At 70.9% G+C, this 22,453-nt stretch carries 21 protein-coding genes and 6 pseudogenes; 15 read left to right on the top strand and 12 right to left on the bottom strand.

The window, feature by feature from the left end:
• Window positions 1-210: 210 nt before the first annotated feature.
• Both IEZ19_RS43405 and IEZ19_RS43400 read right to left on the bottom strand, forming a co-directional pair.
• Complete coding sequence (locus tag IEZ19_RS43405; protein WP_189316908.1) at window positions 211-1,623, bottom strand: sensor histidine kinase; 1,413 nt, start codon at window positions 1,621-1,623, stop codon at window positions 211-213.
• 3 nt (window positions 1,624-1,626) lie between these two features.
• Window positions 1,627-2,304 carry a response regulator transcription factor gene (locus IEZ19_RS43400; RefSeq protein WP_189316907.1) on the bottom strand — a complete coding sequence of 226 codons (678 nt, stop codon included), beginning with the start codon at window positions 2,302-2,304 and terminating at the stop codon, window positions 1,627-1,629.
• Window positions 2,305-2,445: 141 nt separating this feature from the next.
• On the opposite strand from IEZ19_RS43400, the gene IEZ19_RS43395 reads away from it, so the two are divergent.
• Window positions 2,446-2,643, top strand: a complete 198-nt coding sequence (locus tag IEZ19_RS43395; RefSeq protein ID WP_189316906.1) for a hypothetical protein — start codon at window positions 2,446-2,448, stop codon at window positions 2,641-2,643.
• Window positions 2,644-2,805: 162 nt separating this feature from the next.
• Here IEZ19_RS43395 and IEZ19_RS53930 read toward each other — a convergent pair whose 3' ends face one another.
• The 5 genes from IEZ19_RS53930 to IEZ19_RS43375 all read right to left on the bottom strand — a co-directional run bounded on the left by IEZ19_RS53930 (window position 2,806) and on the right by IEZ19_RS43375 (window position 5,359).
• A complete protein-coding gene (locus IEZ19_RS53930; protein ID WP_229841528.1) occupies window positions 2,806-2,934 on the bottom strand; it encodes a 4'-phosphopantetheinyl transferase superfamily protein in 129 nt (42 codons plus the stop codon).
• Between the two features lie 77 nt (window positions 2,935-3,011).
• Complete coding sequence (locus IEZ19_RS51850; RefSeq protein ID WP_229841525.1) at window positions 3,012-3,287, bottom strand: hypothetical protein; 276 nt, start codon at window positions 3,285-3,287, stop codon at window positions 3,012-3,014.
• A 14-nt stretch (window positions 3,288-3,301) separates the two neighbouring features.
• Window positions 3,302-3,703, bottom strand: a complete 402-nt coding sequence (locus tag IEZ19_RS51845; protein WP_229841524.1) for a hypothetical protein — start codon at window positions 3,701-3,703, stop codon at window positions 3,302-3,304.
• Window positions 3,704-3,726: 23 nt separating this feature from the next.
• Complete coding sequence (locus tag IEZ19_RS51840) at window positions 3,727-4,722, bottom strand: site-2 protease family protein (protein ID WP_229841523.1); 996 nt, start codon at window positions 4,720-4,722, stop codon at window positions 3,727-3,729.
• Window positions 4,723-5,068: 346 nt separating this feature from the next.
• A complete protein-coding gene (locus tag IEZ19_RS43375) occupies window positions 5,069-5,359 on the bottom strand; it encodes a hypothetical protein (RefSeq protein ID WP_189316905.1) in 291 nt (96 codons plus the stop codon).
• On the opposite strand from IEZ19_RS43375, the gene IEZ19_RS43370 reads away from it, so the two are divergent.
• The 6 genes and pseudogenes from IEZ19_RS43370 to IEZ19_RS51825 all read left to right on the top strand — a co-directional run.
• On the top strand, window positions 5,343-5,858 hold the full coding sequence (locus IEZ19_RS43370; protein WP_308429083.1) for a DUF5133 domain-containing protein: 516 nt from the start codon (window positions 5,343-5,345) through the stop codon (window positions 5,856-5,858). The genes IEZ19_RS43375 and IEZ19_RS43370 overlap by 17 nt on opposite strands.
• A pseudogene (locus IEZ19_RS43365) lies at window positions 5,779-6,785 on the top strand (acyl-CoA desaturase). Before IEZ19_RS43370 ends, IEZ19_RS43365 begins: the two are co-directional and overlap by 80 nt.
• Window positions 6,782-6,907: pseudogene (locus IEZ19_RS43360) on the top strand (TetR/AcrR family transcriptional regulator); the annotation flags it as partial. The pseudogenes IEZ19_RS43365 and IEZ19_RS43360, both read left to right, overlap by 4 nt.
• Window positions 6,908-7,231: 324 nt before the next feature.
• A complete protein-coding gene (locus IEZ19_RS53925; RefSeq protein ID WP_189316902.1) occupies window positions 7,232-7,549 on the top strand; it encodes an ATP-binding protein in 318 nt (105 codons plus the stop codon).
• A 375-nt stretch (window positions 7,550-7,924) separates the two neighbouring features.
• Entirely contained in the window at window positions 7,925-10,183 is a 2,259-nt protein-coding gene (locus tag IEZ19_RS43350) for a SpoIIE family protein phosphatase (protein WP_189316901.1), read from the top strand.
• A 149-nt stretch (window positions 10,184-10,332) separates the two neighbouring features.
• Window positions 10,333-10,944, top strand: a pseudogene (locus IEZ19_RS51825) (DUF6192 family protein); the annotation flags it as partial.
• A gap of 24 nt (window positions 10,945-10,968) precedes the next feature.
• On the opposite strand, the gene IEZ19_RS43345 reads toward IEZ19_RS51825, so the two are convergent.
• From IEZ19_RS43345 to IEZ19_RS43330, 4 genes are read right to left on the bottom strand one after another with little or no spacing between them, the layout of a single operon-like run.
• The gene (locus IEZ19_RS43345) at window positions 10,969-11,142 is read right to left on the bottom strand and encodes a hypothetical protein (protein WP_189316900.1); all 174 of its coding nucleotides are present in this window, start codon (window positions 11,140-11,142) and stop codon (window positions 10,969-10,971) included.
• Window positions 11,139-11,579: a 4'-phosphopantetheinyl transferase family protein gene (locus tag IEZ19_RS43340; protein ID WP_189316899.1), complete on the bottom strand. Its 441-nt coding sequence runs from the start codon at window positions 11,577-11,579 to the stop codon at window positions 11,139-11,141. The genes IEZ19_RS43345 and IEZ19_RS43340 overlap by 4 nt, the downstream gene beginning before the upstream one ends.
• Before the next feature lie 7 nt (window positions 11,580-11,586).
• Window positions 11,587-12,273, bottom strand: coding sequence for a BPL-N domain-containing protein (locus IEZ19_RS43335; protein WP_189316898.1), 687 nt, complete (start codon window positions 12,271-12,273; stop codon window positions 11,587-11,589).
• A 21-nt stretch (window positions 12,274-12,294) separates the two neighbouring features.
• The gene (locus IEZ19_RS43330) at window positions 12,295-16,362 is read right to left on the bottom strand and encodes a Pls/PosA family non-ribosomal peptide synthetase (protein ID WP_189316897.1); all 4,068 of its coding nucleotides are present in this window, start codon (window positions 16,360-16,362) and stop codon (window positions 12,295-12,297) included.
• Window positions 16,363-16,554: 192 nt separating this feature from the next.
• Here IEZ19_RS43330 and IEZ19_RS43325 point away from each other — a divergent pair.
• Window positions 16,555-17,170, top strand: a pseudogene (locus IEZ19_RS43325) (DDE-type integrase/transposase/recombinase); the annotation flags it as partial.
• A 135-nt stretch (window positions 17,171-17,305) separates the two neighbouring features.
• Here the strand turns inward: IEZ19_RS43325 and IEZ19_RS43320 are convergent.
• Entirely contained in the window at window positions 17,306-18,499 is a 1,194-nt protein-coding gene (locus IEZ19_RS43320) for a DUF418 domain-containing protein (RefSeq protein ID WP_189316896.1), read from the bottom strand.
• 331 nt (window positions 18,500-18,830) lie between these two features.
• On the opposite strand from IEZ19_RS43320, the pseudogene IEZ19_RS43315 reads away from it, so the two are divergent.
• The 7 genes and pseudogenes from IEZ19_RS43315 to IEZ19_RS53235 all read left to right on the top strand — a co-directional run.
• Window positions 18,831-19,004: pseudogene (locus IEZ19_RS43315) on the top strand (telomere-protecting terminal protein Tpg); the annotation flags it as partial.
• Between the two features lie 640 nt (window positions 19,005-19,644).
• Window positions 19,645-19,896: a hypothetical protein gene (locus tag IEZ19_RS43310; RefSeq protein WP_189316895.1), complete on the top strand. Its 252-nt coding sequence runs from the start codon at window positions 19,645-19,647 to the stop codon at window positions 19,894-19,896.
• Complete coding sequence (locus tag IEZ19_RS43305; protein ID WP_189316894.1) at window positions 19,893-20,288, top strand: hypothetical protein; 396 nt, start codon at window positions 19,893-19,895, stop codon at window positions 20,286-20,288. The genes IEZ19_RS43310 and IEZ19_RS43305 overlap by 4 nt, the downstream gene beginning before the upstream one ends.
• Window positions 20,289-21,171: 883 nt before the next feature.
• Complete coding sequence (locus IEZ19_RS43300; RefSeq protein WP_229841521.1) at window positions 21,172-21,498, top strand: S8/S53 family peptidase; 327 nt, start codon at window positions 21,172-21,174, stop codon at window positions 21,496-21,498.
• Window positions 21,499-21,521: 23 nt separating this feature from the next.
• Window positions 21,522-21,815 carry an RtcB family protein gene (locus IEZ19_RS52800; RefSeq protein WP_308429082.1) on the top strand — a complete coding sequence of 98 codons (294 nt, stop codon included), beginning with the start codon at window positions 21,522-21,524 and terminating at the stop codon, window positions 21,813-21,815.
• Window positions 21,766-21,912, top strand: a pseudogene (locus IEZ19_RS53240) (hypothetical protein); the annotation flags it as partial. The gene IEZ19_RS52800 and the pseudogene IEZ19_RS53240, both read left to right, overlap by 50 nt.
• Window positions 21,913-22,135: 223 nt before the next feature.
• On the top strand, window positions 22,136-22,276 hold the full coding sequence (locus tag IEZ19_RS53235) for a CBS domain-containing protein (protein ID WP_373297145.1): 141 nt from the start codon (window positions 22,136-22,138) through the stop codon (window positions 22,274-22,276).
• The last annotated feature ends 177 nt before the right edge of the window (window positions 22,277-22,453 follow it).

Genomic DNA, 22,453 nt, shown 5'->3' with positions numbered 1-22,453 from the left:
ACACCCCATGGATGAGCGGCGTGGGCGCCGCTCGCCCGAGGCTACCGCTAGGGGATGGCGAGTTCGCGCCTGCGGTAGAAGCCTTCCGCCTCCTCCACGACGTATCGGGCCATGGCGGCACGCCGCTGCGTCTCCGGCTCGGAGGCCCGCCATGCGTCGCACGCCTCCTTTTCCGCCAGGAAAGCCCTCTGACGACGGCAAAGTGCGGCGTCACCCAGCTGGCTTTCTGGCGGAGCCCGTCAGATGTGGGGGATCTTCCACCGGGAGCAGGACGACCAGCCGGGCGCCGGGACGGTTGTCCTCGATCTCGGCACGGCCGTGGTGGGCTGTGACGACGTCACGGACGATGGCCAGGCCGAGCCCGCTGCCGCCGGTGTCCCGGGAGCGCGCGTCGTCCAGACGGGTGAAGCGTTCGAAGACGCGTTCCCGGTAGGCGTCCGGGACGCCGGGACCGTCGTCAGCTACGACCAGGCGGGCGGTGCCGTTCTCCGTTTGCAGGCTCACCGTGACCCGGTGGCGGGCGTAGCGCACGGCGTTGTCGAGGAGGTTGCGTATGACGCGGGCGAGAGCGTCCGCATCACCCGGCACGCGTACCGCTCCGACGGCGTGCTGGTCGATCGGGAGCCGTGTGCGGCGGCGGGCTTCGCGCACCTCGGCGAAGACGATCTCATCCAGGTCGACAGGGTGCGTCCGGACGCGGGGGCGGTCATCCAGCCGCGCGAGCTGGAGGAGGTTGTCGACGAGCCGGGTGAGCCGTTCGCAGTCTCGCTGCAGAGAGCCGGCCAGGTCCCGCGTCTCCGGTACGGGGGCGTGCCGGGCGGCCACCTCGAGCCGGGTCTGCAGGGCGCTGAGGGGGCTGCGTAGCTCGTGAGCGGCGTCCGCGATGAACCGTCGCTGGCGTCGGGTCGCCCTGTCCAGCCTTTCCAGCAGGTCGTTCAGCGTCCGGGCGAGCCGGGCGAGGGCGTCCGCGGTGGGCGGCACGTCGAGCCGGCGGCCGAGGTCCGAGACGGTGATCTCGGCGGTCTGGGCGCGCATGGCCTCCACCGGACGCAGTGCTCGCCCGGTGAGCAGCCACACCACCGCCGTGAGCAGCGCGAGGACCGCCGGTGTTCCGGCGGCCAGGCCGACGGCGAGCCGGGCCAGCCCCTGGTCGATGCCTTCGGTGGGGAGGGCCACGTACACCGTCCGGGGAGTGCCGGGCGAACCGGCCGGTACGCCGACGGCCCGCCACGCCCCGCTCTCGCCCACGGGGATGTCGTAAACCGTGTGCGCCTGAGGCGTGCTGGAGCGGCTCGGCGGGAAGGAGAACGCCCGTGGTCGACCGCGCATGTTGCCTGAGCTGGCGATGACGTCGCCGTTGCGGTCCACGATCTGTATGGCGACCTCTCGGTGGTCGGTGGCCGGTATCTCGGCGCCGTTGTGGGTGGTGTCGGCGGCGGCCGCCACGACCTCGGCGCGTTGGAGGGCGGTGGCGTCCAGGTCGCGGATCAGGCTCGCGTGCAGCCAGGCGACGAGGAGCACGCCGGCTCCGGCCAGACCGGCGGCGATGACCACGGCAGCGGCCGCGGTCAGCCGCAGCCGCAGCGACCTGCGGGCCCACCAGAACCGAGCGCCGCCGGCCACTGCTCACCCCGTACCGCTGCGCAGTCGGTATCCGGCACCGCGAACGGTCTCGATGGTGCTGCGGCCGAACGGAGCGTCGATCTTGCGTCTCAGATAGCCGACGTACACCTCGACGACGTTGGTGTCGCCGTCGAAGAACTCGTCCCAGACATGGGTGAGGATGTCCGTCTTGCTCACCACCTCGTCGGCGTGCCGGACCAGGTACTCCAGGAGGGCGAACTCCCGGGGGGTGAGGTCGATGTCCTGCTCTCCGCGCCGGCAGCGGTGGCGGGCGGGGTCCACGCCGAGGTCGCCGGCCCGCAGCACCGCGGGTCGGGCGGGTGCCCCGCGCCGCAGCAGTGCCCTGAGACGGGCCACGAGGACCACATACGAGAAGGGCTTGCTCAGGTAGTCGTCGGCACCGAGGTCGAGAGCGTCCGCCTCGTCGTACTCGCCGTCCTTCGCGGTCAGCATCAGCACCGGTGTCCAGTTCCTGGCGCCGCGCAGCCGCTTGAGGACCTCGTAGCCGGACAGACCGGGAAGCATAATGTCGAGCACGACGATGTCGTACGACTCGTGCAACGCCCGCCACAGACCGTCCATCCCGTCGTGGGCGACGTCGGTGACGAAGCCCTCCGCGGCGAGTCCCTCGGCGATCGCCGCAGCGAGTCCGCGTTCGTCCTCGATGATCAGCGTCCGCATGACAAATCCAACATAGCCGTCGTCGGTTAAGGACGTCGGTTGAGAAGGCGCTGAGAGGCAGGGCGCCTCTCAGCCTCCTCTCAGTGCCCGGACCGCAGGCTGGAGTCATCGAGCGCGCACGGGGAAGCGAGGAGGAGGACGATGAGCGATCTCAGAGGGGAGCGCCAGGGCCGGCGTGAGGATGCCTCGCGGCGCACGCATCAGGAGGAGCGCCGCAGTGAGGGTGAGACCGCAGAGCGACGCGACGACCGGCGCAACGAAAGAGCCCTGGAAACGGACGACGACGAGCGGGAGCGTCTGGTGCGCGCCGCGTTGGTCGCCGAACGGCCTTTCGGGTGATGCCGACGGAGAACGTTGAGCCAGCGCGGCTGAGGGCACCGGTAGCCGGTGCCCTCGGCCGTGAGACAGGGCGACTGTCGCGGCTCGGCTCGCGTAGACGGTGACGTCGGTGATGGTCCAGCCCGGCGGTGCCGCACCCGTACCGACGAAACCGGCGTCCATTCACCAGACCATTCCTGTGCCGATCCCCTTGAGCCAGGCTTCCTTGCGCACCCAGCCCCTGCTGAAGGCCAGGGCCCGCTCCGTCTCCTCGGTCCGGCGGCCGAGTTCGGTCTGCTCCTCGGGGTGCAGGCGGCCGGGCGCGACAGACGGGGACCAGGGGGTGGTGCCGCCCAGACATGGGCGTCATGGCCGGTGCCCCCGGTCCGCTACGCCGCACAAGGCGCCGTCGGAGCGGCGCGCCCTTCGGCCGGCAGGCCCTGCCAGTCCGTGCCGGGTGTCAGATGTTCGCCCTTCATGACCAGGGACAGCGCACCGAGCCGGACTCCGGCGCCGACCACGGCGTCGTACAGCACCACCGTGCGCGTGCCGACACTCGCGCTGGGTCCCACGGTCACCGCCGACATCTTCATCACCCGGTCCTCGAAGAGGTGTGTCTGGAGGGAGACGTCCCTGTCGATCGTGGCATAGTCACCTACCCGCACCAGGTCGAACTCCGTCAGGTAGGTGGTGCCGATCCAGGCACGCCGGCCGATGCGGGCGCCGAACAGGCGCAGTATCGGTGGCAGGAACGGGGTCTCCACGAGGGCACCGATGCCCGCGGGACCGCGGCCGCCTCGAAGAGACCGGTGACGAACTCGGTCCGGCGGACGAAGAGGCTCCACAGGGGCTCGACGCGCGGCCGGTACCGTCCGGCGACCACCCACTTGGCCAGTACGCAGCACCCGGCGAGGACCGACAGCGCGGCCATGGCGAGCAACGGTGACACCAGCGGCGTGACCACCGGTCCGGCCCTGCGGGCGAGGCCCACGAGCGCCAGCACGTACCCGAAGCCGCCGAGGCCGAGCAGAGTGGCGGGCAGGGTGGCGCGGAAGAACTCGATGGCCAGGCGGCCGAGCACGGCGCGGGCGCCCGGACGGAACGTCAGCCTCTCGGGGTAGCGGCCGCTGTCCTGGCGGACCGGTAGCCGCAGCGCGGGCGAGCCCAGTCAGGTGCTGCCGGCGGGCAGCCGACCGGTGGGTGGCAGGCTTCCGACGCCGACCAGGCAGCCCGGCCCGAGCCGGGTGCCGGCGGGAACGAGTGCCGCGTTGCCGACGAAGGCGCGTCGGCCCACCTCGGTCGGTGCGAACGCCATGCGGTCGGCGGCGAAGGCGGCGACACCGACCCCGGCCATGTCGGCGACGAAACCGCCGTCGTGCAGGGTGAGCAGGTCCGGGTGACCCATTGCCGTTCAGCCGCCGCAGCGGCCGACATGAGCATGCCGATGACCATCAACCACAATCCGGCCGGCATCCCTCTCAGGAACGCAAGCCAGCCCACCGCGACGAGAACCAGGCCCACGACCCGTCCGCCGCGCCCGGTCACCTGTCGCGCCCGGTCACGGTCCGCCGTATGCCACCACACCAGAGTGTGGAGCACCCGGCCGCCGTCCAGTGGTGCGGCTGGCAGCAGGTTGAAGACGCCCAGCAGGAGGTTCATGCCGCCGAGCCAGCCCAGCACGGCAACCAGAATCCGCCAGCCCAGCACCGCCTGCGCCCCGGCCGCCGCGCCCAGTCCGATGCCGCCGAGCAGCAGGCTGGCAAGCGGCCCGCTGACCGCGATCGCGAACGCCGTCCGTGCGGTCGGCGGCTCGTCTGTCCGGGTGAGCCCCCCGAGCGCCCACAAGGTCACATCCCGCACCGTTATCCCGGCCCTGCGGGCCACCAGCGCATGCGCGACCTCATGCACCACCAAGCTGATCAGCAGCAGCAGGGCACTGACGACTCCAGCGGCCCCGTAGAGCACCGGCGCGAAGCCCGGCGCGTAATCGGGCAGTGTCCTGGCCAGACTGTAGGCGAGGACAAGCATGATCAACGGCACGGTCCAGTGCGCCTGCACCGTCACTCCGCGCACGGTCCCGATCCGGATCGAACCCTTCATCGTCATCACCACCGACCGGACACGTCGCGCGGACGCCGTACCGGCGAATCGCCCATGCGCTTGTATCTATCGTCCGCCGGCAGCCCCCGCGACCGGAAAGCTCCGGCTCCGGGCTTACGGCCCGCACGACACTGTCCGGCACACGGGTGACGAGGCTGCCTGTTCCCCGCCGTATCGCTCCCGGCGGGTTCCGGCATGCCGGGCGAAGGCGGACCCGGCAACGGCTGACCACGACCCGGTCGGGATCCGGCTGCGCCGCAGCGTCACCGCCCTGCACGCGGACGAGGGTATGGCGGCGCGGTTTGAGCAGCGCGGTGGCGGCTGTCCGGCCGCTGGATCCTGCGGCTCATTCCGGTCCGGAGAAGGGGGTGGTCGGCGCGATTCCCGGGTTGGAGGCGACCCTCGTGTGAGGGGAATCGGGCTCGCTGCGTCGATCGCTGTTGCTGACGAGCCATTGGCTGGTCGCGTCGGTGGCCGCGTGGATGAGGTACTGGGTCTGCCGGAAGTCGATGGGAAGGATTTCCACTGGGCCCGGCGACGGCAGCACATGCCGGATCCGGGCGCGTGCTGACCTGATGGAGGCGGCCATGCGTTGTTCCTCGAGCAGGTTGTAGGCATGGATGGCCATGGCCAGCACGGCACCTGCGGGGCGTACGGGTGGGGCAGACGATGGCCACTCCGGTGGTCACCGGGCCTGCCTGGCTGACCGTGGGCCGCTTCGTGTCCGAGGTGGTCGCGCAGACGGGGCACCAGGGGGTACCGCTGACCACGGCCTCAGGATGCGACAGGCGCCGACGGCTGCCACCGTATGGGTAACGGGGGGCCACACGGGCTGGACAGGAAGGAAGGCAGTCGTGATCACGGCGCATCCTGCTCTCCTGCGGGAGCTGGTCGAACGATGCGAGTCGCTCAGGCGCCGCCTCGCTGCCGACAACAGCGCCGAGACCGCCCGCCGCTCGAGGGACGCGGCCTACAGGCTGTGTGTGATCACCGGCACCCGCCATCTGGACACGGCGCTGTTCACCTGTCCCGACCCTCGACCCACAGGGGACGCCCATGACCACGAGCTCCGATGTGATCGACGACGCCCCGAAGGCGACCGGCGGCGCTCTGCCGTCTGCCACGCTGGGCGGTGAACAGAAGCGTTCGATCGAGCAGATCACGCTGCTGCTGTTCATCACTGTCCCGTTCCTCGCGCTGCTGGCGGCGGTGCCGCTGGCATGGGGCTGGGGGGTGAGCTGGCTGGATCTCGGCCTGCTCGTGTTCTTCTACTACCTCGGCTGCCACGGCATCACGATCGGTTTCCACCGGCATTTCACGCACGGCTCGTTCAAGGCGAAGCGGCCTTTGAAGATCACGCTGGCGATCGCGGGCTCTCTGGCGGTCGAGGGGCCTGTGGTCCGCTGGGTGGCCGACCACCGCAAGCACCACAAGTTCTCCGACGCCGAGGGCGATCCGCACTCGCCGTGGAGGTACGGCGAGACGGTTCCGGCACTGATGAAGGGCCTGTGGTGGGCGCACGTCGGCTGGATGTTCGACGAGGAGCAGACCCCGCAGGACAAGTACGCCCCGGATCTGATCAAGGATCCGACGATGCGGCGGATCTCCCGTCAGTTCGTGCTGTGGACGACGGCGTCGCTGGCGCTGCCCGCGCTGATCGGCGGTCTGGTGACGATGTCGTGGTGGGGCGCGTTCACCGCGTTCTTCTGGGGTTCGCTCGTCCGGGTGGCGTTGTTGCACCACGTGACGTGGTCGATCAACTCGATCTGCCATGCGGTCGGCAAGCGCCCGTTCAAGTCGCGGGACCGCTCGGGCAACGTGTGGTGGCTGGCGGTGCTGTCCTGCGGCGAGTCCTGGCACAATCTGCACCACGCCGACCCGACCTCGGCCCGGCACGGTGTGGAGCGCGGCCAGCTGGACTCCTCGGCGCGGATCATTCGCTTCTTCGAGCAGCTCGGCTGGGCGTACGACGTGCGCTGGCCGTCACGCTCGCGTATCGATTCCCGCCGCCAGACCGGCGAGGACGCTCCCGGCGACGTAAGGAGAGTGCCGAGGCGGCATGATTGACGCCGTGGCGACCGACTCCAACAGCACCCCCAGCAACGACAAGCCGCGACGCGCGCGCCGCACCCGCATGACCGGCCCCGAGCGCCGCCATCAGCTGCTGGAGACCGGTCGCACCATCCGCAGGACGGTTTTCCGGGTGCGCCGGAACAAGGCGGCTTTACTGATCGCCGCCGCGTAGGAGCTTCACGAGTAGGTCGGTGTCGCGCAGGTCGGAGAGCACAGCCTCCAAGGAGGTGGCCGCGGCCCGGACGAGCACCTCGGACTCGGGCCCTGCACTCAAGAGGTGGGTGAACACGCACATGTCGACTACCAGCACTGCGTGCAGCGATTGTTCACGGCATTCATCGTCCGCCGGCTTGGCTGGTCCGCCTGACGGCGTCAACACCAGGCCCGAGCTGCGCGAGCAGTTCATCGAGGTGCCACCACCGTCCACAGTGAGCAGTTGACCTACAAGCAGTTCCTGCTGGGTCTGCTCCAACTGGAGCGTGACGACCGGGAGCTTCGCCGCGGGCAGCGGCTGATCCAGGCCGCACGGTTTCCCCGGCCGAAGCGGTTTGAAGACTTCCGGTTCGAGAACCCTCACGTCGTAACCGAGGCCATCGGTGAGCTGAAGAATCCCGCCTGGGTCCAGGAGGGCCGTCCTCTCGTTCTGATCGGCGACAGCGGCACCGGCAAGACCTGCTGCTCGGGATCGGGGCGATCGCCGAGGCCGGCCTGTCCGTCCGTGTCCGCGTCCCCCTCACACCGCCTGGCCGGCTGAGCGATCGCCGACTACATGCGAACCGAACTCGTCACCGACGCTCTGGCCGCAGCTGAGCGTGCCGCGGCAGCCTTACTGGCGCGATCATGCACACGGACCACAGAGCCCAGTACACGAGCCGGGCGCTCGCCGATGCCTGCCGCATTGCGGGCGTACTCAACCGCATGGGCGCCAACATCAACTAGCGACCTCATCGGCTCTCGGCGGAGTTCGCTGCCGTGACCGCCGGGCGTACTTTGAAATCAGACAGAGGTGACGCCCCAGTTGGAAGGTCCAGGCGAGGACGCATCCGAGGCCTTCAGGAGGCCTGGCGGTCTAGGTCCGGTGCCACGGATCCACGCGGGTGCGTACTCACACAGCAGAGGCGGAGGGGTGATGGCCAAGCTCCCTGAGGCGGACATCCCGCCGGACCCCGCCGCGGTGCTGCGTGACCCGTCACGGCTGGCCGCGGTGGACGCCGTCTGCGCGATCGACAAGCTGACCAAGGACACCTTCGCCCGGTCCGTGAGCCTGGCTGTCCGGCTGCTGGACACCAGCATGGCGCTGATCAGTCTGGTCGGGGCGGACCGGCAGTTCATCCGGGCTGGGACGGGCGCAGCCGTACCGCGGCCCGGGGAGCAGGAGCGACTCGATTGGGGTTTCTGCTCCGAGGTGGTGGTGTCGGGTCGGCCGCTGGTCATCGACGACGTTCAGGCCGACTCGGGGCACCGGGCCGACCCCGCGGTGGCCGCCACCGGCATGCGTGCATACCTGGGTGTACCGCTGCTTTTGGAGGAGCGGCCGATCGGCGCGCTGTGCGTCATCGACACCAGGCCACGGCTGTGGGACGCGGAGCAGGAGCGCGCCCTGGAGCAGTTGGGCGCCTCGCTGGTGAGTGAGATCCAGTTGCGGCTGGATACGGCCGAACGCGGTCGGCTCTATGAGCGGGCCGCGGCTGCCGCGGTGGCCGAGCGCAGGCGTTCCCAGCAGTTGCAGGACCTGGCCCGGGCCGGCATGCGGATCAATGCCGCGCCGTCATTGGACTATGCCCTCCAGACGGTCACCGAGGAGGCCAGAGCGCTGGTGGGCGCGCACCAGTCGATCACCAGCATGACCATGAACCTCCGCTGGGCACAGGCGATCAACGCGGTCTCCCTGTCGGACAAGTACGCCGAATACCGCTCCTTCGACGCACTCCCGGTCGGAGAGGGGATCTACGTCCTGGTGTGCAGGGGCAACCGGCCGATGCGGATGACCCAGGACCAACTGGAGGCCCATCCGGCGTGGCGGGGCTTCGGCGCCTACGCCGCGGAGCATCCGCCGATGCGCGGTTGGCTGGCTGTCCCGCTGATCGCCTCCGACGGTCGCAATCTGGGTCTGATCCAGCTCTCGGACAAGGAGGACGGCAGCGAATTCACGGCCGACGACGAGGCGATCCTCGTCCAGCTCGCCCAGTTGGCCTCTGCCAGCATCGAGAAAGCCGCAGCGCTGGAGAACCAGTACGAGATCTCTCGCGCCCTGCAGAGCAGTCTGCTGCCGCAGCAGCTGCCTGAGCAGTCGGCGGTGTCGGCCGCGTCCCGGTATCTTCCTGCGGCACCCCGCGCCGGGGTGGGAGGCGACTGGTTCGACGTGATCGGGCTCTCCAGTGCCCGAGTTGCGCTGGTGGTCGGGGACGTGGTCGGACACGGCATCCACGCCGCCGCCGCGATGGGCAGGCTGCGTACGGCCGTGCGCACCCTCGCCGATGTCGATCCCACTCCCGAGGAGCTGCTCACCCGGTTGGATGACCTGGTGAACCGGCTGTCCGCGGAATCGGGCGCCGACGACGATGCCGGCCTGGCATTCGGAGGTGGCGCCGACATCGGAACCACCTGCCTGTACGCGGTGTACGACCCGGTGGCCGGGCGCTGCGCCCTGGCCTGTGCCGGCCATCCGGCCCCTGTCATCGTGGCCCCGGACGGCAGCGCCGGTTTCCTCGACCTGCCCGTCGGGCCACCGCTCGGTGTTGGGGGCGTGCCGTTCGAAACGGTGGAGGTGGAGGTGCCGGAGGGCAGTCTGCTCGCCTTCTACACCGATGGCCTGGTCGAGTCCCGCCAGCGCGACCTGGAAGCGGGGCTGGAGGAACTGCGTCAGGTACTGACCGAGCCGTGCGACTCACTGGAGACGTTGTGCGACGACGTGGTCAAGACGCTGCTGTCCGAGCCCCCGGCCGATGACGCCGCACTGCTGCTGGTGCGGCCGCGCGGCCTGGACGAGGCGCGGGTCGCCACCTGGGACGTCGCCGCGGAACCGGCCGAAGTGGCCCGGATCCGCGCCCTGACCGCGCGCACGCTGGCGGCATGGGGTCTCGACGAGATCGGCTTCGTGACCGAGCTGGTGGTGAGCGAGCTGGTCACCAACGCCATCCGGTACGGCGAGCCCCCCATCCAGTTGCGGCTCATCCACGACCGGATGGTCATCTGCGAGGTCTCCGACGCCAGCAGCACCGCCCCGCATCTGCGCCGGGCCCGCGTCTTCGACGAGGGCGGACGCGGCCTGATGCTGGTCGCCCAGCTCACCCAGCGCTGGGGCACTCGCCACGCCCGCGAGGGCAAGACCATCTGGTGCGAGCAGGCCCTGCCCACGGCGGGCCTGCTCGCCGACCCTCAGCAGTAGCGCCGGCTGTCGCCAGCTGGGGTCACCCTCCCGGCTCCCGGATCGGTAAGCAGCGCGCTGCTGACTTGCCCCAATCAGACGGTTTGGCTATCCCCCTGGAACCAGCCGTCATGATTCGGTGAGCTCTACCCTGCGGACGTCTGCCGCTGGCCTCGCGATGGCAGAAGGAACACCGCCAGGAGGGGGTGTCTTGGACGGTGCACCGGATCCTGGCAGGCATTGAGGAGGAGGAAGAGCGGTTCGCCGAGATCAAGATGCCGCCGCCGGGGAAGACACGGTGGGCCGCGGACGACGCGAACCGGTGGGTCGGCAACCAGGTGGAGAATCCCGTCTCGAAGCAGGAGAAGATCACCGCGATCCACTCGCTGGCCCGGGACGAGGAGGTCGCCGCGGCGGTCACCATCGATCTGCTGAAGCGTCCGCAGGCCGCGGCGAGAGTGCCGACCGGCGACAAAGGTCCCGGTGGTGGAGGGACTGACGCGGGACGAGTCGGTCGCGACGACCGCGGTCACCGGTCTGCTGCGGCGTCCGGACGTCGCGTTCAAGGCGGTGAGCGACGACACCGACCGCTTCCAGGTCAACCATGCTCAGACTCGAGCGGGGGCCAGCAAGCCTGCGAGGACTTCGAGCGGACCAGCCCGGTCGCCCGGGCCGTCGGTCACATTGACCGGACAGTGGAGTTCCTGGACCTGGTCACCGCCTGCCGCTTGTTCGTCGCCGCGGCCGGCCGGACCGTTCCCGGCCTGCGGGACGGCATGCTGAAAGTGGCGCACATGGGTGTGCCGTCAGCGGAGCCGGACGGCGATCGCCGCGGTGCGCAGTGCGCCGACGGGGACGTCGGCGACCGTCCAGCCCGGCAGGGCCCCGGCCGGATCGGGGCCGGTGCCGAGGTAGTCGGCGGACAGCCCATGGGCCAGGCCTGTGCCGAGCCCCTTCAGGCAGGCCTCCTTGCGTATCAAGGGAAGGCAAGGGGGCGCTTGTCCTCGGGCATCGCCATCAGTTCGTCCTGCTCGCGGGGATGCAGGTTCACCAGCTCGGACGGCGGGATCCGTTCCATGTCGACGCCGACGGGTGTGTCGGCGAGCGCGACGAGGCAGAGGCTGCCGCTGTAGGCCAGGGAGAAGTGCGGTGTGCCGCCCGCCACCGCCGGCCGGCCATGCGGGCCGCCGCACACCGGGCACGGCTCCCGGGTGAGGGCCACCTGCCGGGGCGGGACCCCGAGCCGGGCGGCGAGCAGCCGGCGCAGCCCGGTGTGCGCGGCGACGTACCGGTCGTGGATCTCCGTCCGGCCCGTCCCTGCCAGGGTGTGAGCCCGGTGGAGCTCGGCGGCGTCCAGGGACGAAGGCGCGACGGAGGGGTCCGCGTGTATGAGCCACAGGGCCGGGGACGTGCTCACCGGGACCTCACTCCTGCATCACCGTCTCCACCAGGTCCACGGCCAGGTCCAGGGTGTGGTGCACCGGCAGACCGTACGCGGTGTACCAGTCGTCCGTGGCCTCCGGGTGCGGCCCGGTCACCGCGATGCGTCCCTGCCCGAACCGGGTCACGACGGCGGCCGGGGTGGCGTTGTCGTAGGTGGCGAGGACCGTCGCGTCGGCGTTCTCGTCGAGGATGAAGAAGGGGCCGTCCTGGAAGAACACCGTGCGCGGGCGGCCCCGCCACATCACCTGCACCACCGTGTCGCGTTCGTCGTGGATGGTGGCCCCGGGGGACGCGATGTACTGGTCGGTGTCGCCGGGCAGGAGACTGAAGCCCGGGGTGGCCCCGGCGAGGTAGCCGCCGAGGCAGAAGCCCAGGTAGCGCCCGCCGCCGTGGACGAAGTCACGGATCGCCTGGCGTTGCCGGCGCAGCTTGCGGTATGCGGAGGAGAGCGCGCCGCCGCCGGGCTGGGCGTAGAGCACGGCCTGGGACAGGGACTCCGCCGACAGCGGGAAGTCCTCGCGCGGCCCGGTGAAGCGGACGTCCAGCCCCCATGGGCCGGTGGCGAGGAGCGCGGCGGCCGCCTCCGAGCAGCCGGCGGGGCGTGACGCCGGCCCGCGATAGACCAGGGCGAGCGGTCGGCGCCGGCCGGCGGTCTCGGGGTTCACCATGATCCTCTTCCTTCCCCGGTGTCACGCCGTCCTTTGCGCCGCACGCGAACCTGCCGGCGCGGCCGGTGCGTTCGGCCCGGCAGCCGCCGTCGTGAGCCCTTCGGCGGGCAGCCCCTGCCACTCCGTCCCGGGCGTCAGCCGCTCGCCCTTCATGACCAGGGACAGCGCACCGAGCCGCACACCGGCGCCCACCACCGTGTCGTAGAGCACGACCGTCCGATGGCCGATACTCGCCCCGGGGCCGACGTGCACCCTCGACATCTTCATCACACGGTCCTCGAACAGGTGGGTCTGCAGGGAGACGTGCATGCCGATCGCGGCGTCGTCGCCCACCTCCACCAGGTCGAACTCGGTGAGGTACGTGGTGCCGATCCAGGCCCGCCGGCCGATACGGGCACCGAACGCGCGCAGGACCGGCGGCAGGAACGGCGTTCCCACCAGGGCGCCCACACCCGCCGGGACCGCGGCCGCCTCGAAGAGACCGGTGACGAACTCCGTACGGCGCACGAACAGGCTCCACAACGGCTCGACGCGCGGCCGGTACCGTCCCGCGACCACCCACTTCGCCAGCGCGCAGTACCCGATCACCCCGAGCATCGCGCCCAGAGCGAGCAACGGCGACACCAGCGGCGGCACCAACGGGCCCGTCCGGCGGGCGATGCCGCTCAGCGCCACCAGGTACAGGCAGGCGCCGGTGGCGAGCACCGAGGTGGGCATGGTGGCGCGGAAGAACTCGATGGCGAGACGGCCGAGCACGGCCCCGCGGGTGGGCCGGAACGTCAGCTTCTCCGGGTACCGCCCGCTGTCCTGGCGTACCGGAAGCCGCAGCGCGGGAGAGCCCAGCCAGGTGCTGCCGGCGGCCACGCGGTCCGCGGGCGGCACCGTGCCCACACCGATCAGACAGCCCGCGCCGAGCCGGGTCCCCGCGGGCACGAGCGCCGCGTTGCCGACGAACGCGCGCCCGCCGACCTCGGTGGTCCCGAACGCCATGCGGTCCCCCGCGAAGGTGGCCACGCCGACGCCTGCCATGTCGGCCACGAAGCTGCCCTCCCCGAGCGTGAGCAGGTCCGGGTCGACGTGCGCCACGGTCGACACCTCGGCGCCCCGGCCGATCCGGGCACCCAGGAGCCGCAGCCAGGGAACCGTGTAGAGCGTGGCGTACAGCGAGTTGGTGAGCATCAGGCTGTGCTCCAGCAGCTTGTCCGCGATCCACTTGCGCACGCCGAGCGCCGAACGCGCCGGATGGATCCCCACCGGCGTCCTGGGCAGCACCAGCCGCTTGCCGGCGGCGACGATCAGGCACGCCGTGGCCACGAAGAGCGGCCCGGACAGGGCGGCAGCGGTCAGACCCGCGGCCGTGCCGCCGCGCAGCCACGCCCACCAGAACAGGGCGACGCCGGGCAGCGCCGGGGCGACCATGGCCGCCTCCAGAAGCACCAGGCCGAGCAGGACGCCGGCCAGCTGCCGCGGACGCCAGCGGTCCGCCTCGCCGCGGGCGCGCAGCATGCCCTCGACGAGCGGCGAGAGCGTACGCACCGGGCGTGCGGGAGACCCGCTCCGGCGCGCCCCCGTGGGCACCACCGTGTCGGGGCCTGCCACGGACTGCTCGGCGAGCGCGGACCGGGCGCCCAGGTATGCCCCGGGTGCGCAGACGGCGTTGGCGCCGACGTACGCGCGCTCGCCGATGGTGATCGGTGCCACCGTGACCCATCCGTCGGCGACCTGCCAGGGCCGCAGTGTGGCGCCGTAGCCGATCGCGGCGTCGCGGCCGACGTACAGCAGCGTGGGCAGCCCGACGACACTGGTGGCGATGGTCGTGCGCGGGCCGATACGCGCGCCGAGAAGACGCAGGTAGAGGCCCATCAGAGGGGACCCGCTCAGGACCCGCAGCGGGCTCAGCCCGAGCAGCAGCACATCCAGCGCCCACAGCCGCAGGTAGGTCGCTCCCCACAGCGGGTACCGGCCGGGCCCGATGCCCGCCGCCAGCGGACGGGCGAGGACGACAGGTACGAGCCAGCGCACGGCGGAGAAACCCGCCAGCACCGCCAGCGTCGGCAGCACGGCAGCTCCCCAGCCCGACACCCGGCCGTGGTGCACGGCGTAGGACACGGCCACTGGACCCGTGAGCAGCAGGAGCAGCCCGTACAACGCCGCCGCCTGGGCCAGCCCGGCACGCGCGATCCGCCCACGGCCGTGCCGCAGGGGCGCGGGACGGGGCCGCCGGGCCGGGCCAGGGGCGCCGGACGAGTGGCGCAGGCGTGCCGCGAACGCTCGCACGGTGGGGTGCTCGTACATGTCCCGCAGGGTGGGACCGGCCGCTTCGTCCCAGTCGCGCAGCAACGACACGGCGCGGGCGGCCAGCAGGGAGTGCCCGCCCAGCTCGGTGAAGAAATCGGCCTCCGCCGACAGCTCCTCGGGTGCGATGCCCAGCGCCTGCGCCCAGGCGTCCCGCACCCTCCTCTCCGGCTCGTCGCGGGCCGGCACCACGCGACCGCCGCCGGCGAACCGGCGGCCGGCCAGTGCGGGCAGACGGGAGCGGTCGGCCTTGCCGCTGGGCATGACCGGCAACCGGTCGAGGAAGTCCAGTGTCGACGGCACCATGTAGGCCGGCAGCGAGCGGCGCAGGCGTTCGTGCAGCCGGGCGGTGAGAACATCGTCCGGGACCGCGCGGTCCGCGGCACGCACGACGTAGGCGGCGAGCACGCGGTCGCTGTCGCACCCGGCACGCGGGACCACCAGGGCGGTGGCCGCCTGGGCGACACCGGGGTCCTCCATCAGAACGCTGTCGATCTCCTCCAGCGACACCCGATAGCCGCGGATCTTCACTTCTGCGTCGGCCCGGCCGAGGTACTCGATCTCTCCCTCGGCGGTCATCCTGCCGAGGTCTCCGGTGCGGTACAACCGGGCGCCGCCGGGCGCCAGCGGGAGCTCGACGAAACGGTCGGCGGTCAGGTCCGGCCGGCCCACGTAACCCCGCGCGAGGCCGGGACCACCCAGGCAGATCTCGCCGACGGCACCCCGCGGCACGGGCCGGCACCGCTCGTCGAGGAGGAACACCGAGTACGTCGGCAGCGGTCGGCCGATGGTCACCGGACGGCCCGGCAGGAGTTCCTGGACGGTGGCCGTGACGGTGGCCTCCGTCGGCCCGTACGTGTTGAGGATGCGCCGTCCCGGCCTGCTCCACCGTTCGACGAGCGCGGCGGGGCAGGCCTCGCCGCCCACGAAGACACTGCGCAGCCGAGGCAGGTCGTGGGGGATCGTCGCCAGCAGCGTCGGCACGCAGTACAGGACGGTCACCTCGTGGTCCTGGAGGAAGTCGGCGAGTTCGTCGCCGAGCCGTCCCGGCCCTGCCGGGCCGGCGACGAGGGTGGCTCCGGTGGCCCAGGTGGGCCAGATCTCCTCGATGGAGAAGTCGAACGAGAGCGCCATGCCCTGGTAGACCCGGTCCCGCGGCCGGACCCCGTAGACCGGGCAGACGACGCGCAGGAAGTTGCAGATGCTCGACTGGGCGATCTCCACCCCCTTCGGCCTGCCGCTCGATCCGGAGGTGTACATGACGTACGCCAGCGGGTCGTCCGTGCCCCGGTCCAGGGCGGGCGGGCGCGAACAGGGCAGCCGGGCCAGGTCCCGGGCACACGTATCGACCTCGACCACCGGGCACATCCCGTCCGGCCCCGCCCACCCGGCATCGGCCGCCAGAGCGGACGTGGTCAGCACCGCGGCGGCGCCCGCGTCGCGCAGGATGAAGGCGACCCGGTCGGGCGGTGCCGTCGGATCTATGGGCACGAACGTGGCGCCCGCCTTGCAGACGCCCAGCAGGGACACGTACGTCTCGACGGACCGCGGCAGCAGCAGGGCCGCGCGCCTGCCCGGCCCGATGCCGAGACGGCGCAGGTGGTGGGCGACCCGGTTGGCTCGGGCATCGAGGTCGGCGTACGTCAGACGGTGTGCTCCGCACTCCAGAGCGACAGCCCACGGCGTGTGGTCGCAGGCCTCCTCGAAGAAGCGGATCAGCCTGTCCCCTGCGCCCGTCCCGGCGGTGCGGCCTCCCGCCGGAACGACGGGCAGGGCGGCGGTGTGGGAGGCCATGGGTTCCCCCTTCTCCTTCTCGTTCCTCGTTGCGTGAGGTGCACGGTCGTCCCCTGGTGACATCTCCAGCCTGGGAGGCGTCCACTGAGAGGACGCTGAGAAGCGGGATCCCCGCGTGGCGGCACCGGTGCGGTACCGAAGTCGGTCGCGAAGCCGGCGCGCGTCCGCGTCTGCGGCGATGTACGCCAGGGCCCAGGCATGGCCGACCGCTCCAGCCGCCCGCGGAACCCGCCCCACCTGAGGAATTTCGTGATCGCCGACACCAGCCCGCGCCGGACCCCGACCCGCACCGAGCGGCGCATTATCAAGGTCCGTATCCTGCGCCACCAGGGAACGGCCCGCATCGCGCACCTGCTCGGCAATCCCCGACGGCGGCGGCCACAAAGTCCTCGGCCGGCAAGCAGGCCGCAAAACCCGCTCGAACGCCGGCTACAGCTACCTGTACACCGCCGTCGACGACCACTCCCGCCTGGCCTACAGCGAGATCCACACCGACGAGAAGAAACAGACCGCCACCGCCTCCTGGCAGCGGGCCCACACCTTCTTCACCGAAGCCGGGATCACCGTCGAGCGGGTGCTGACCGACAACGGCTCCTGCTACCGCTCACGCGACTGACGAGACCTGCTGGCGGCGGCCGGGATCGCCCACAAGCGCACCCGGCCCTGGCGGCCCCAGACCAATGGCAAGGTCGAACGCTTCAACCGCACCCTGCTCGACGAATAGGCCTACGCCCGCCCCTACCGCAGCGCGCAGGAACGACGCGACGCCTTCCCCGGCTGGCTGCACACCTACAATCACCACCGCGGACAACGACGCGTAGCGATGGTCCTCGGTAGCGCTTACGTAGGGACACGGGGCGCGCGGCGCACCGCGGCGGTCGTAGCCAAGGGGCGTCGACCGCCGGGGTCGGGGCGTCGGGTGTCGGTTCGGCCGGTTCTGCGCTCAGGGGATGTGCCGGGCCAGGCCTGTCGCCTTGGTCATCAGCCATTCGAGTGGTCCGCGCTGCTGGAAGCGCGACCAGACGGTCGCAAACACCATGGCGGCCGCGATGAAGCCGAGCAGGACGTGCAGGGGCGATCCGGGCAGTTCCTCGATGCCCAGGAACCGGATGCCGAAGAGGTGGAAGACGTAGGCGGTCAGCGACATGGAACCGACTGCGATAACCGGCCGAGCCAGGGACTGGAGCCGCGGGAGGGCGTCCGTCGCGGCCAGACACGCGGTCACGGCCATGATCGCTGCGCCGGTGTTGCCCAGGATCGACAGGGTGGTCTCACTGTGCGGGGAGGCAGCCATCAGCCAGGCGGGGGTGTCCCCGGACGGATAACCCGCTGTGTCGGACCACCACACGCTCGCCCCACCCCCGGCCGACGTCGACGCGCCGATGGCGTTGGCGGCGCCGGGAAAGACGTGCAGCAAAAGCCAGGAGCCTCCATAGCCGGTGATCATAAGGGCTGCAGCCGTGAGGGCGAGGCGTATCCGAACAGCGGTGGCAGCCAGGTCCAGGCGCGCCACGGCCATGCCGGCGATCACGAACGGGATCCAGGTCAGAGCCGGGTAGGTGCCGGTGAAGAACAGAGAGACGATGCCGTCGGGCTCACCGGGCGAGCGGACGTCACTGTTGCCGATCGCCTGCTGCACCACATAGAGCACCTGCGGCAGGACGAGGGCCGTTCCCGCGGCGATCGCAGCCAGAGGGCCGGCGCCGAGCCGGTACAGCGGCAGTACGAGCAGGAAGTACAGGCCGTAGAAGGCAAGGATCACATCGACCGGGGTGCCACTCATGGTCAGGGCGGTGCCCACGGCCAGAAGGATCACGGCCCGGATCACCACCTTGGCCACTGCCTGGCGCCCGGCCCGCCCCGTCTTCGGCGCCCTGCGCCCGGTGATGAGAACAACGGCGAAGCCCGCCAGGAAGGCGAAGAGCGCGGAGGACCTGCCGTGGGCCAGCTCCATCAGGAAGCCGGTCACACCCCCCTGGTCAGGGTCGGGTCCCACATGAGCCGCGTACATGCCGAATACCGCGAGTCCGCGGGCCAGGTCCAGCCCGATCAGCCGGCCCGCCGGTGCCTTCCCGCTGTCGTGCACGGGGGCCGGGGCGTCTACCGCAGGAGTTGCGACGTCTGAGTACTGTGCCATGCCTTCCAGGTTTGAGAGTGGGCTGATCGCCGGGTGACCGGCAGATATCCGGGCCGCCCCCGCCATCCGGCGAAGGCCCACCTGCCGGGTGCCTGGAGCCGCTGCTCACGGAGCCGCCCTGGTTATCCGGGGCTTTGGGCTCGGTGCAGCAGTGCGGCAGGCATGACAGCCATCAGCCGGTGTTCTTTCGAATGTACAGCCGACCGCCGCGAATGGACGGCGAGTCGGAACACATGTGATCCAGCTCGCGGTGGCCCGCAGGTCCGCCTGCCGCCCAGGGTCTCCGTGTGTGAACAGCCCGGCCGCACGCAGCGCCAGGGGCACGGCGTCGGCTTACGCCCGCCGCCTGTTCGACGCCCGCGACGCAGGCGCCAGCGGCCACGAGATACGGCAGATCATCGCCGAAGGCTCCAAAGGGATCTATTTCCAGGACGGCGGATCCCGCGCCATGGGACTGTCGGACGTGGCCATTTACGATATCGACTACCTGGATCTCGACTTCTAAATTCGGAGCCCTTTGTGGCGAGCATTAATTACCCGTTTCCGTACCCGAAGAACGCGGCAGAACGCGAGGCGAACCGGCAGGCCGCCGACGACTACCAGCACCAGATCAACCCCCTGGGGAACGGACGTTTCAGCCCGGCGTGCCCGTACGGCCGCAATGGGACGGCAGTGCCTCGGTGATCCGCCCCTTACTGGGCGGCGCGTGATGAAGGGTCCACGACGGTGGGCCCCGGTTCGGTGTAGCTATCCCACCAGACCGGGATCTTGCCGTCGCGTTCGGGGACCAGGTGGTGCTCGAGGTACCGGCAGCTGAATCGGGCCTGGCAGGGGCAGAGCGGTCTGCTGGGCGGTCACGCGCAGCGATGCCGCCATGAGGTAGGTTCCGACTGTCGGCATTGCCGCGGCCCGGTACCCGTCGTTCCGCTCCAGGACGCCGAGGTACCCCGCGGACGGCTCCCCGACGCGGCCGACGCGCGGCCGCTGTCGAGGCGCTGGGGCCGGAAGCCGCGGGTGTCCACTCCGTTAGGGATGACGGGGATCTCGTGCCGTACAGAGAGTAGACGGGTGGCGAGGTCGTGGTCGGAGACGGTGACAGAGCACGGGACGCCCGAGCCTAGGTATACCTGATGTATTCTCAACCTATGGCGCACACGACGATCAAGGTTGACAGCAGCGTCCGGGACCGGCTGGCGATCCTCGCGGCTGAGAAGGACACCACCATCGCGGGGCTGGTCGGCGAGTTCGCCGCACACACCCCCACGCAAAGCGAACGGGCCGAGCTCACCGCGAAGACGCTCGCGGTCCTGCAGGAGATGTCTGGCTACGTCCCCAGCCCCGAGCAGGACCGAGCGGCAGACGCCGAGCTGGCCCGGCGGCTCGGGGACGCCGCGTGAGTTCTGTCGACGTGACCCCGGTCGACGTCGTCTTCGACGACAGCGCGCTGCTGGCACTGGGTTCGGGCAACGTCCTGGCGTCTCGCCTCGTGCACCAGGCGGCCGAGACCGGATCCTGGCGAGTCCATGTCGCCCTGGCCACGCTCGCTGAGGCCGATTCGGCTCGCACCGGGCTCGCCGGCCACCTCGCGATGTTGGACCAGGTGGCCTTCCATCCCCTGGACCTCGCGGCCGTCCTCGCCGCCTCCGGGCAGGAACAGTCACTGGGCTGGTGCCACACCCGCCACGTGGCGATGCCCGGACCCGAACGGCCTGAAGGGGCACGCGTGGTCACCCTCCACCCCAAGAACTGGGAACAGGCCAGGGTCCGGGTCCTGGACATCTCACCCTGACCTGCCCACGGCCTCAAGCGGTTACGCGGGCGCAACGCCCGGAATCGCGAGGTGGTGTCTCGATGAGGTACTTGCCCGGCCTGCTTGGCGGCGGTTGCGAACCCGCGGCGCAAGCTCTGCCCACTCCAGCGGGGCGGGGAGTCCGCCAGCAACTCGGCGGGAGTGATCAGGCCGGCGCGAGCGGCGGCCCGGGCGACCGCGTCCGCGACGCCCTCACCGGTGATGCGGCCGGTGGGGTAGCCGATCTGCGATCTCTCGTTTTGGGGACAGTGGTGTGAGGGACAGTGGCTCGGGGTGTGGTGCTGCTGGTCGGGGGCTGTTTCGGGGCGTGGGGTCACTGTCCTGGATGTGAGAGATCGGCGTGGGATCGCTGTCCTGGGCGTTTATCGCAGGAGGAATGACGCTGTCTCAGTTTCGTGAGTTCTGATCCACTGGCCGGCGGGTGTTGGTGTAATCGAGGGGTGGATCAGGAAGAACGGCTCCAGCCGCCGAAGGGGCCGGGCGGTGGGGCGGGCGCTGCTTTGCCGGCTGAATCGGTTCGGGCGTCGTTGCGCGGGCCGGCGGTGCGCCGGTTGCTGGCCTTGCGCCGGGAGGGGAAGTCCATCACCGAGCGTGTGAGGTCGATGGCCGAGGCATTGGGGGTTGGGGAGCGTGCGGTGTGGCGGTGGCTGGCTGCCGCCGAGCGGGACGAGGCGGCGGCTGCGGCGCCGGGGGGAGCGGGCCCGTTACCACGGGCGGTTCACAGTCACTGACGAAGTCCGGGCTCTGCTTGCGCTGTGGAAGGGGAACGTTGCTGCGGTACATCGGGAGCTGACCGCTCGCGCGGCCAGGCCGCCGTCTGGGCGCAGACGCAGGCACCGGCCCGTCCGCGGCCGCCCCCGGCGTGTCGGTCCTGTCCTGCGCCCCGCAAGGTGGCTACGTCGCCCTCGACGGCACCGGCACCGCCTCCGCCCACATCACGGGCCTGGCCGCGCTCGTGCTGGCCCACCACGAGGACTTCCACGGCCAGCTGCTGCCCCGCGGACCAGGACGGGTGCAGCACCTCTTCGAGATCATCGCCGCCAGCTGCCGCCCACTGGCCGCCCCGGGAACACTGGACGCGGCCCGCACCGGGCGCGGCCTGCCCGACGCCCTCATCGCCCTCGGCCTGGCCCCCGGCATGCAGCTCGCCCCGGCCCCCTCCCCCTTCGCCCCCTCCACGACCGGGTAGGCCCCTCCAGGCCACAGCAGGCGGTGAACGTGGCCACCCTGTCCGGGATCGTCGGCGCCTCGTACGCCATGCCGGACATCCACTGGGGCCCGGCAGCCCCGATCGGCGGCGTGGCGGCGACCGGGGATGGGGTGACGGTAGCTGCCTCCCCCCTTGTGGGTGCCCGCCACAGGCAGGCACCCACAAGGGGGGAGGCAGCTACCGGGCGCGTAAGCGGCGCACGCCCGTGGTATCCGCTAGTGACGGCCCCCGGCCAGGGATCGGCTGATGAGACGTTCGATGGCAATGGAGGAGCAGGTGGCTCAGCAGGTTCGTGAGGTCATGACCGACCAGCCCCTCGTGGTGGGCCCAAGCACGTTGGTGCAGCAGGTCACCACCGTGATGCTGGACGAAAGTATCGGCACCGTGCTGGTGGTCGACAACGGCCGGCTGCGCGGGCTGGTCACCGACCAGGATCTGATCGAGTGCATCCTTGCCGACGGCAGCGACGGCAGCGACGGCAGCGACGGCAGCGACGGCAGCGACGGCAGCGACGGCAGCGACGGCAGCGACGGGACCAGTCGGACCGTGGCCGAGGCGTGCAGCGGCGAGTTGGTCCGTCGCCCCCGACGACGATGTCGGCACAGCCGTGCAGTTGATGCGGTCCAAGGCGCTGCGCCGGCTCCCGGTCGTCGACGACGGCCGACCGATCGGCGTCATTGCCCTGGGCGACCTCGCAGGGGAACGCGACCCCGACTCCGCCGGAGGCAACACCAGGGTCACCGACTCACATGCTTAACCACCGCAGCCACTGGCGGCATACCGTCTAGTGGGAGCAACCGTGCTAGGGCGCGTATCGAGTCGTGATCAATCTGTCGGATTCGCACTCAGGGCTGGGTCTGGACTGGTAGATCGACTTGCATGACACGCGCACAACTGACGGATGTGGAATGGGAGTTCATCGAGCCGTACCTGC

The sequence above is a fragment of the Streptomyces brasiliensis genome (assembly GCF_014647875.1).
GTDB classification, from domain to species: Bacteria; Actinomycetota; Actinomycetes; order Streptomycetales; family Streptomycetaceae; genus Streptomyces; species Streptomyces brasiliensis.
Note: the sequence above shows the minus strand (reverse complement) of the source record. Positions and strands in the feature narration are given on the sequence as shown.

Coding starts and splice junctions, on each gene's coding strand:
- IEZ19_RS43310 (WP_189316895.1), top strand. CDS start 19,645: ATGGCGCACACGACGATCAAGGTTGACAGCAGCGTCCGGGACCGGCTG.
- IEZ19_RS43400 (WP_189316907.1), bottom strand. CDS start 2,304: ATGCGGACGCTGATCATCGAGGACGAACGCGGACTCGCTGCGGCGATC.
- IEZ19_RS43370 (WP_308429083.1), top strand. CDS start 5,343: ATGGCCATGGCCAGCACGGCACCTGCGGGGCGTACGGGTGGGGCAGAC.
- IEZ19_RS51840 (WP_229841523.1), bottom strand. CDS start 4,722: ATGAAGGGTTCGATCCGGATCGGGACCGTGCGCGGAGTGACGGTGCAG.
- IEZ19_RS43395 (WP_189316906.1), top strand. CDS start 2,446: ATGAGCGATCTCAGAGGGGAGCGCCAGGGCCGGCGTGAGGATGCCTCG.
- IEZ19_RS43320 (WP_189316896.1), bottom strand. CDS start 18,499: ATGGCACAGTACTCAGACGTCGCAACTCCTGCGGTAGACGCCCCGGCC.
- IEZ19_RS43330 (WP_189316897.1), bottom strand. CDS start 16,362: ATGGCCTCCCACACCGCCGCCCTGCCCGTCGTTCCGGCGGGAGGCCGC.
- IEZ19_RS43350 (WP_189316901.1), top strand. CDS start 7,925: ATGGCCAAGCTCCCTGAGGCGGACATCCCGCCGGACCCCGCCGCGGTG.
- IEZ19_RS43335 (WP_189316898.1), bottom strand. CDS start 12,273: ATGGTGAACCCCGAGACCGCCGGCCGGCGCCGACCGCTCGCCCTGGTC.
- IEZ19_RS53235 (WP_373297145.1), top strand. CDS start 22,136: ATGCGGTCCAAGGCGCTGCGCCGGCTCCCGGTCGTCGACGACGGCCGA.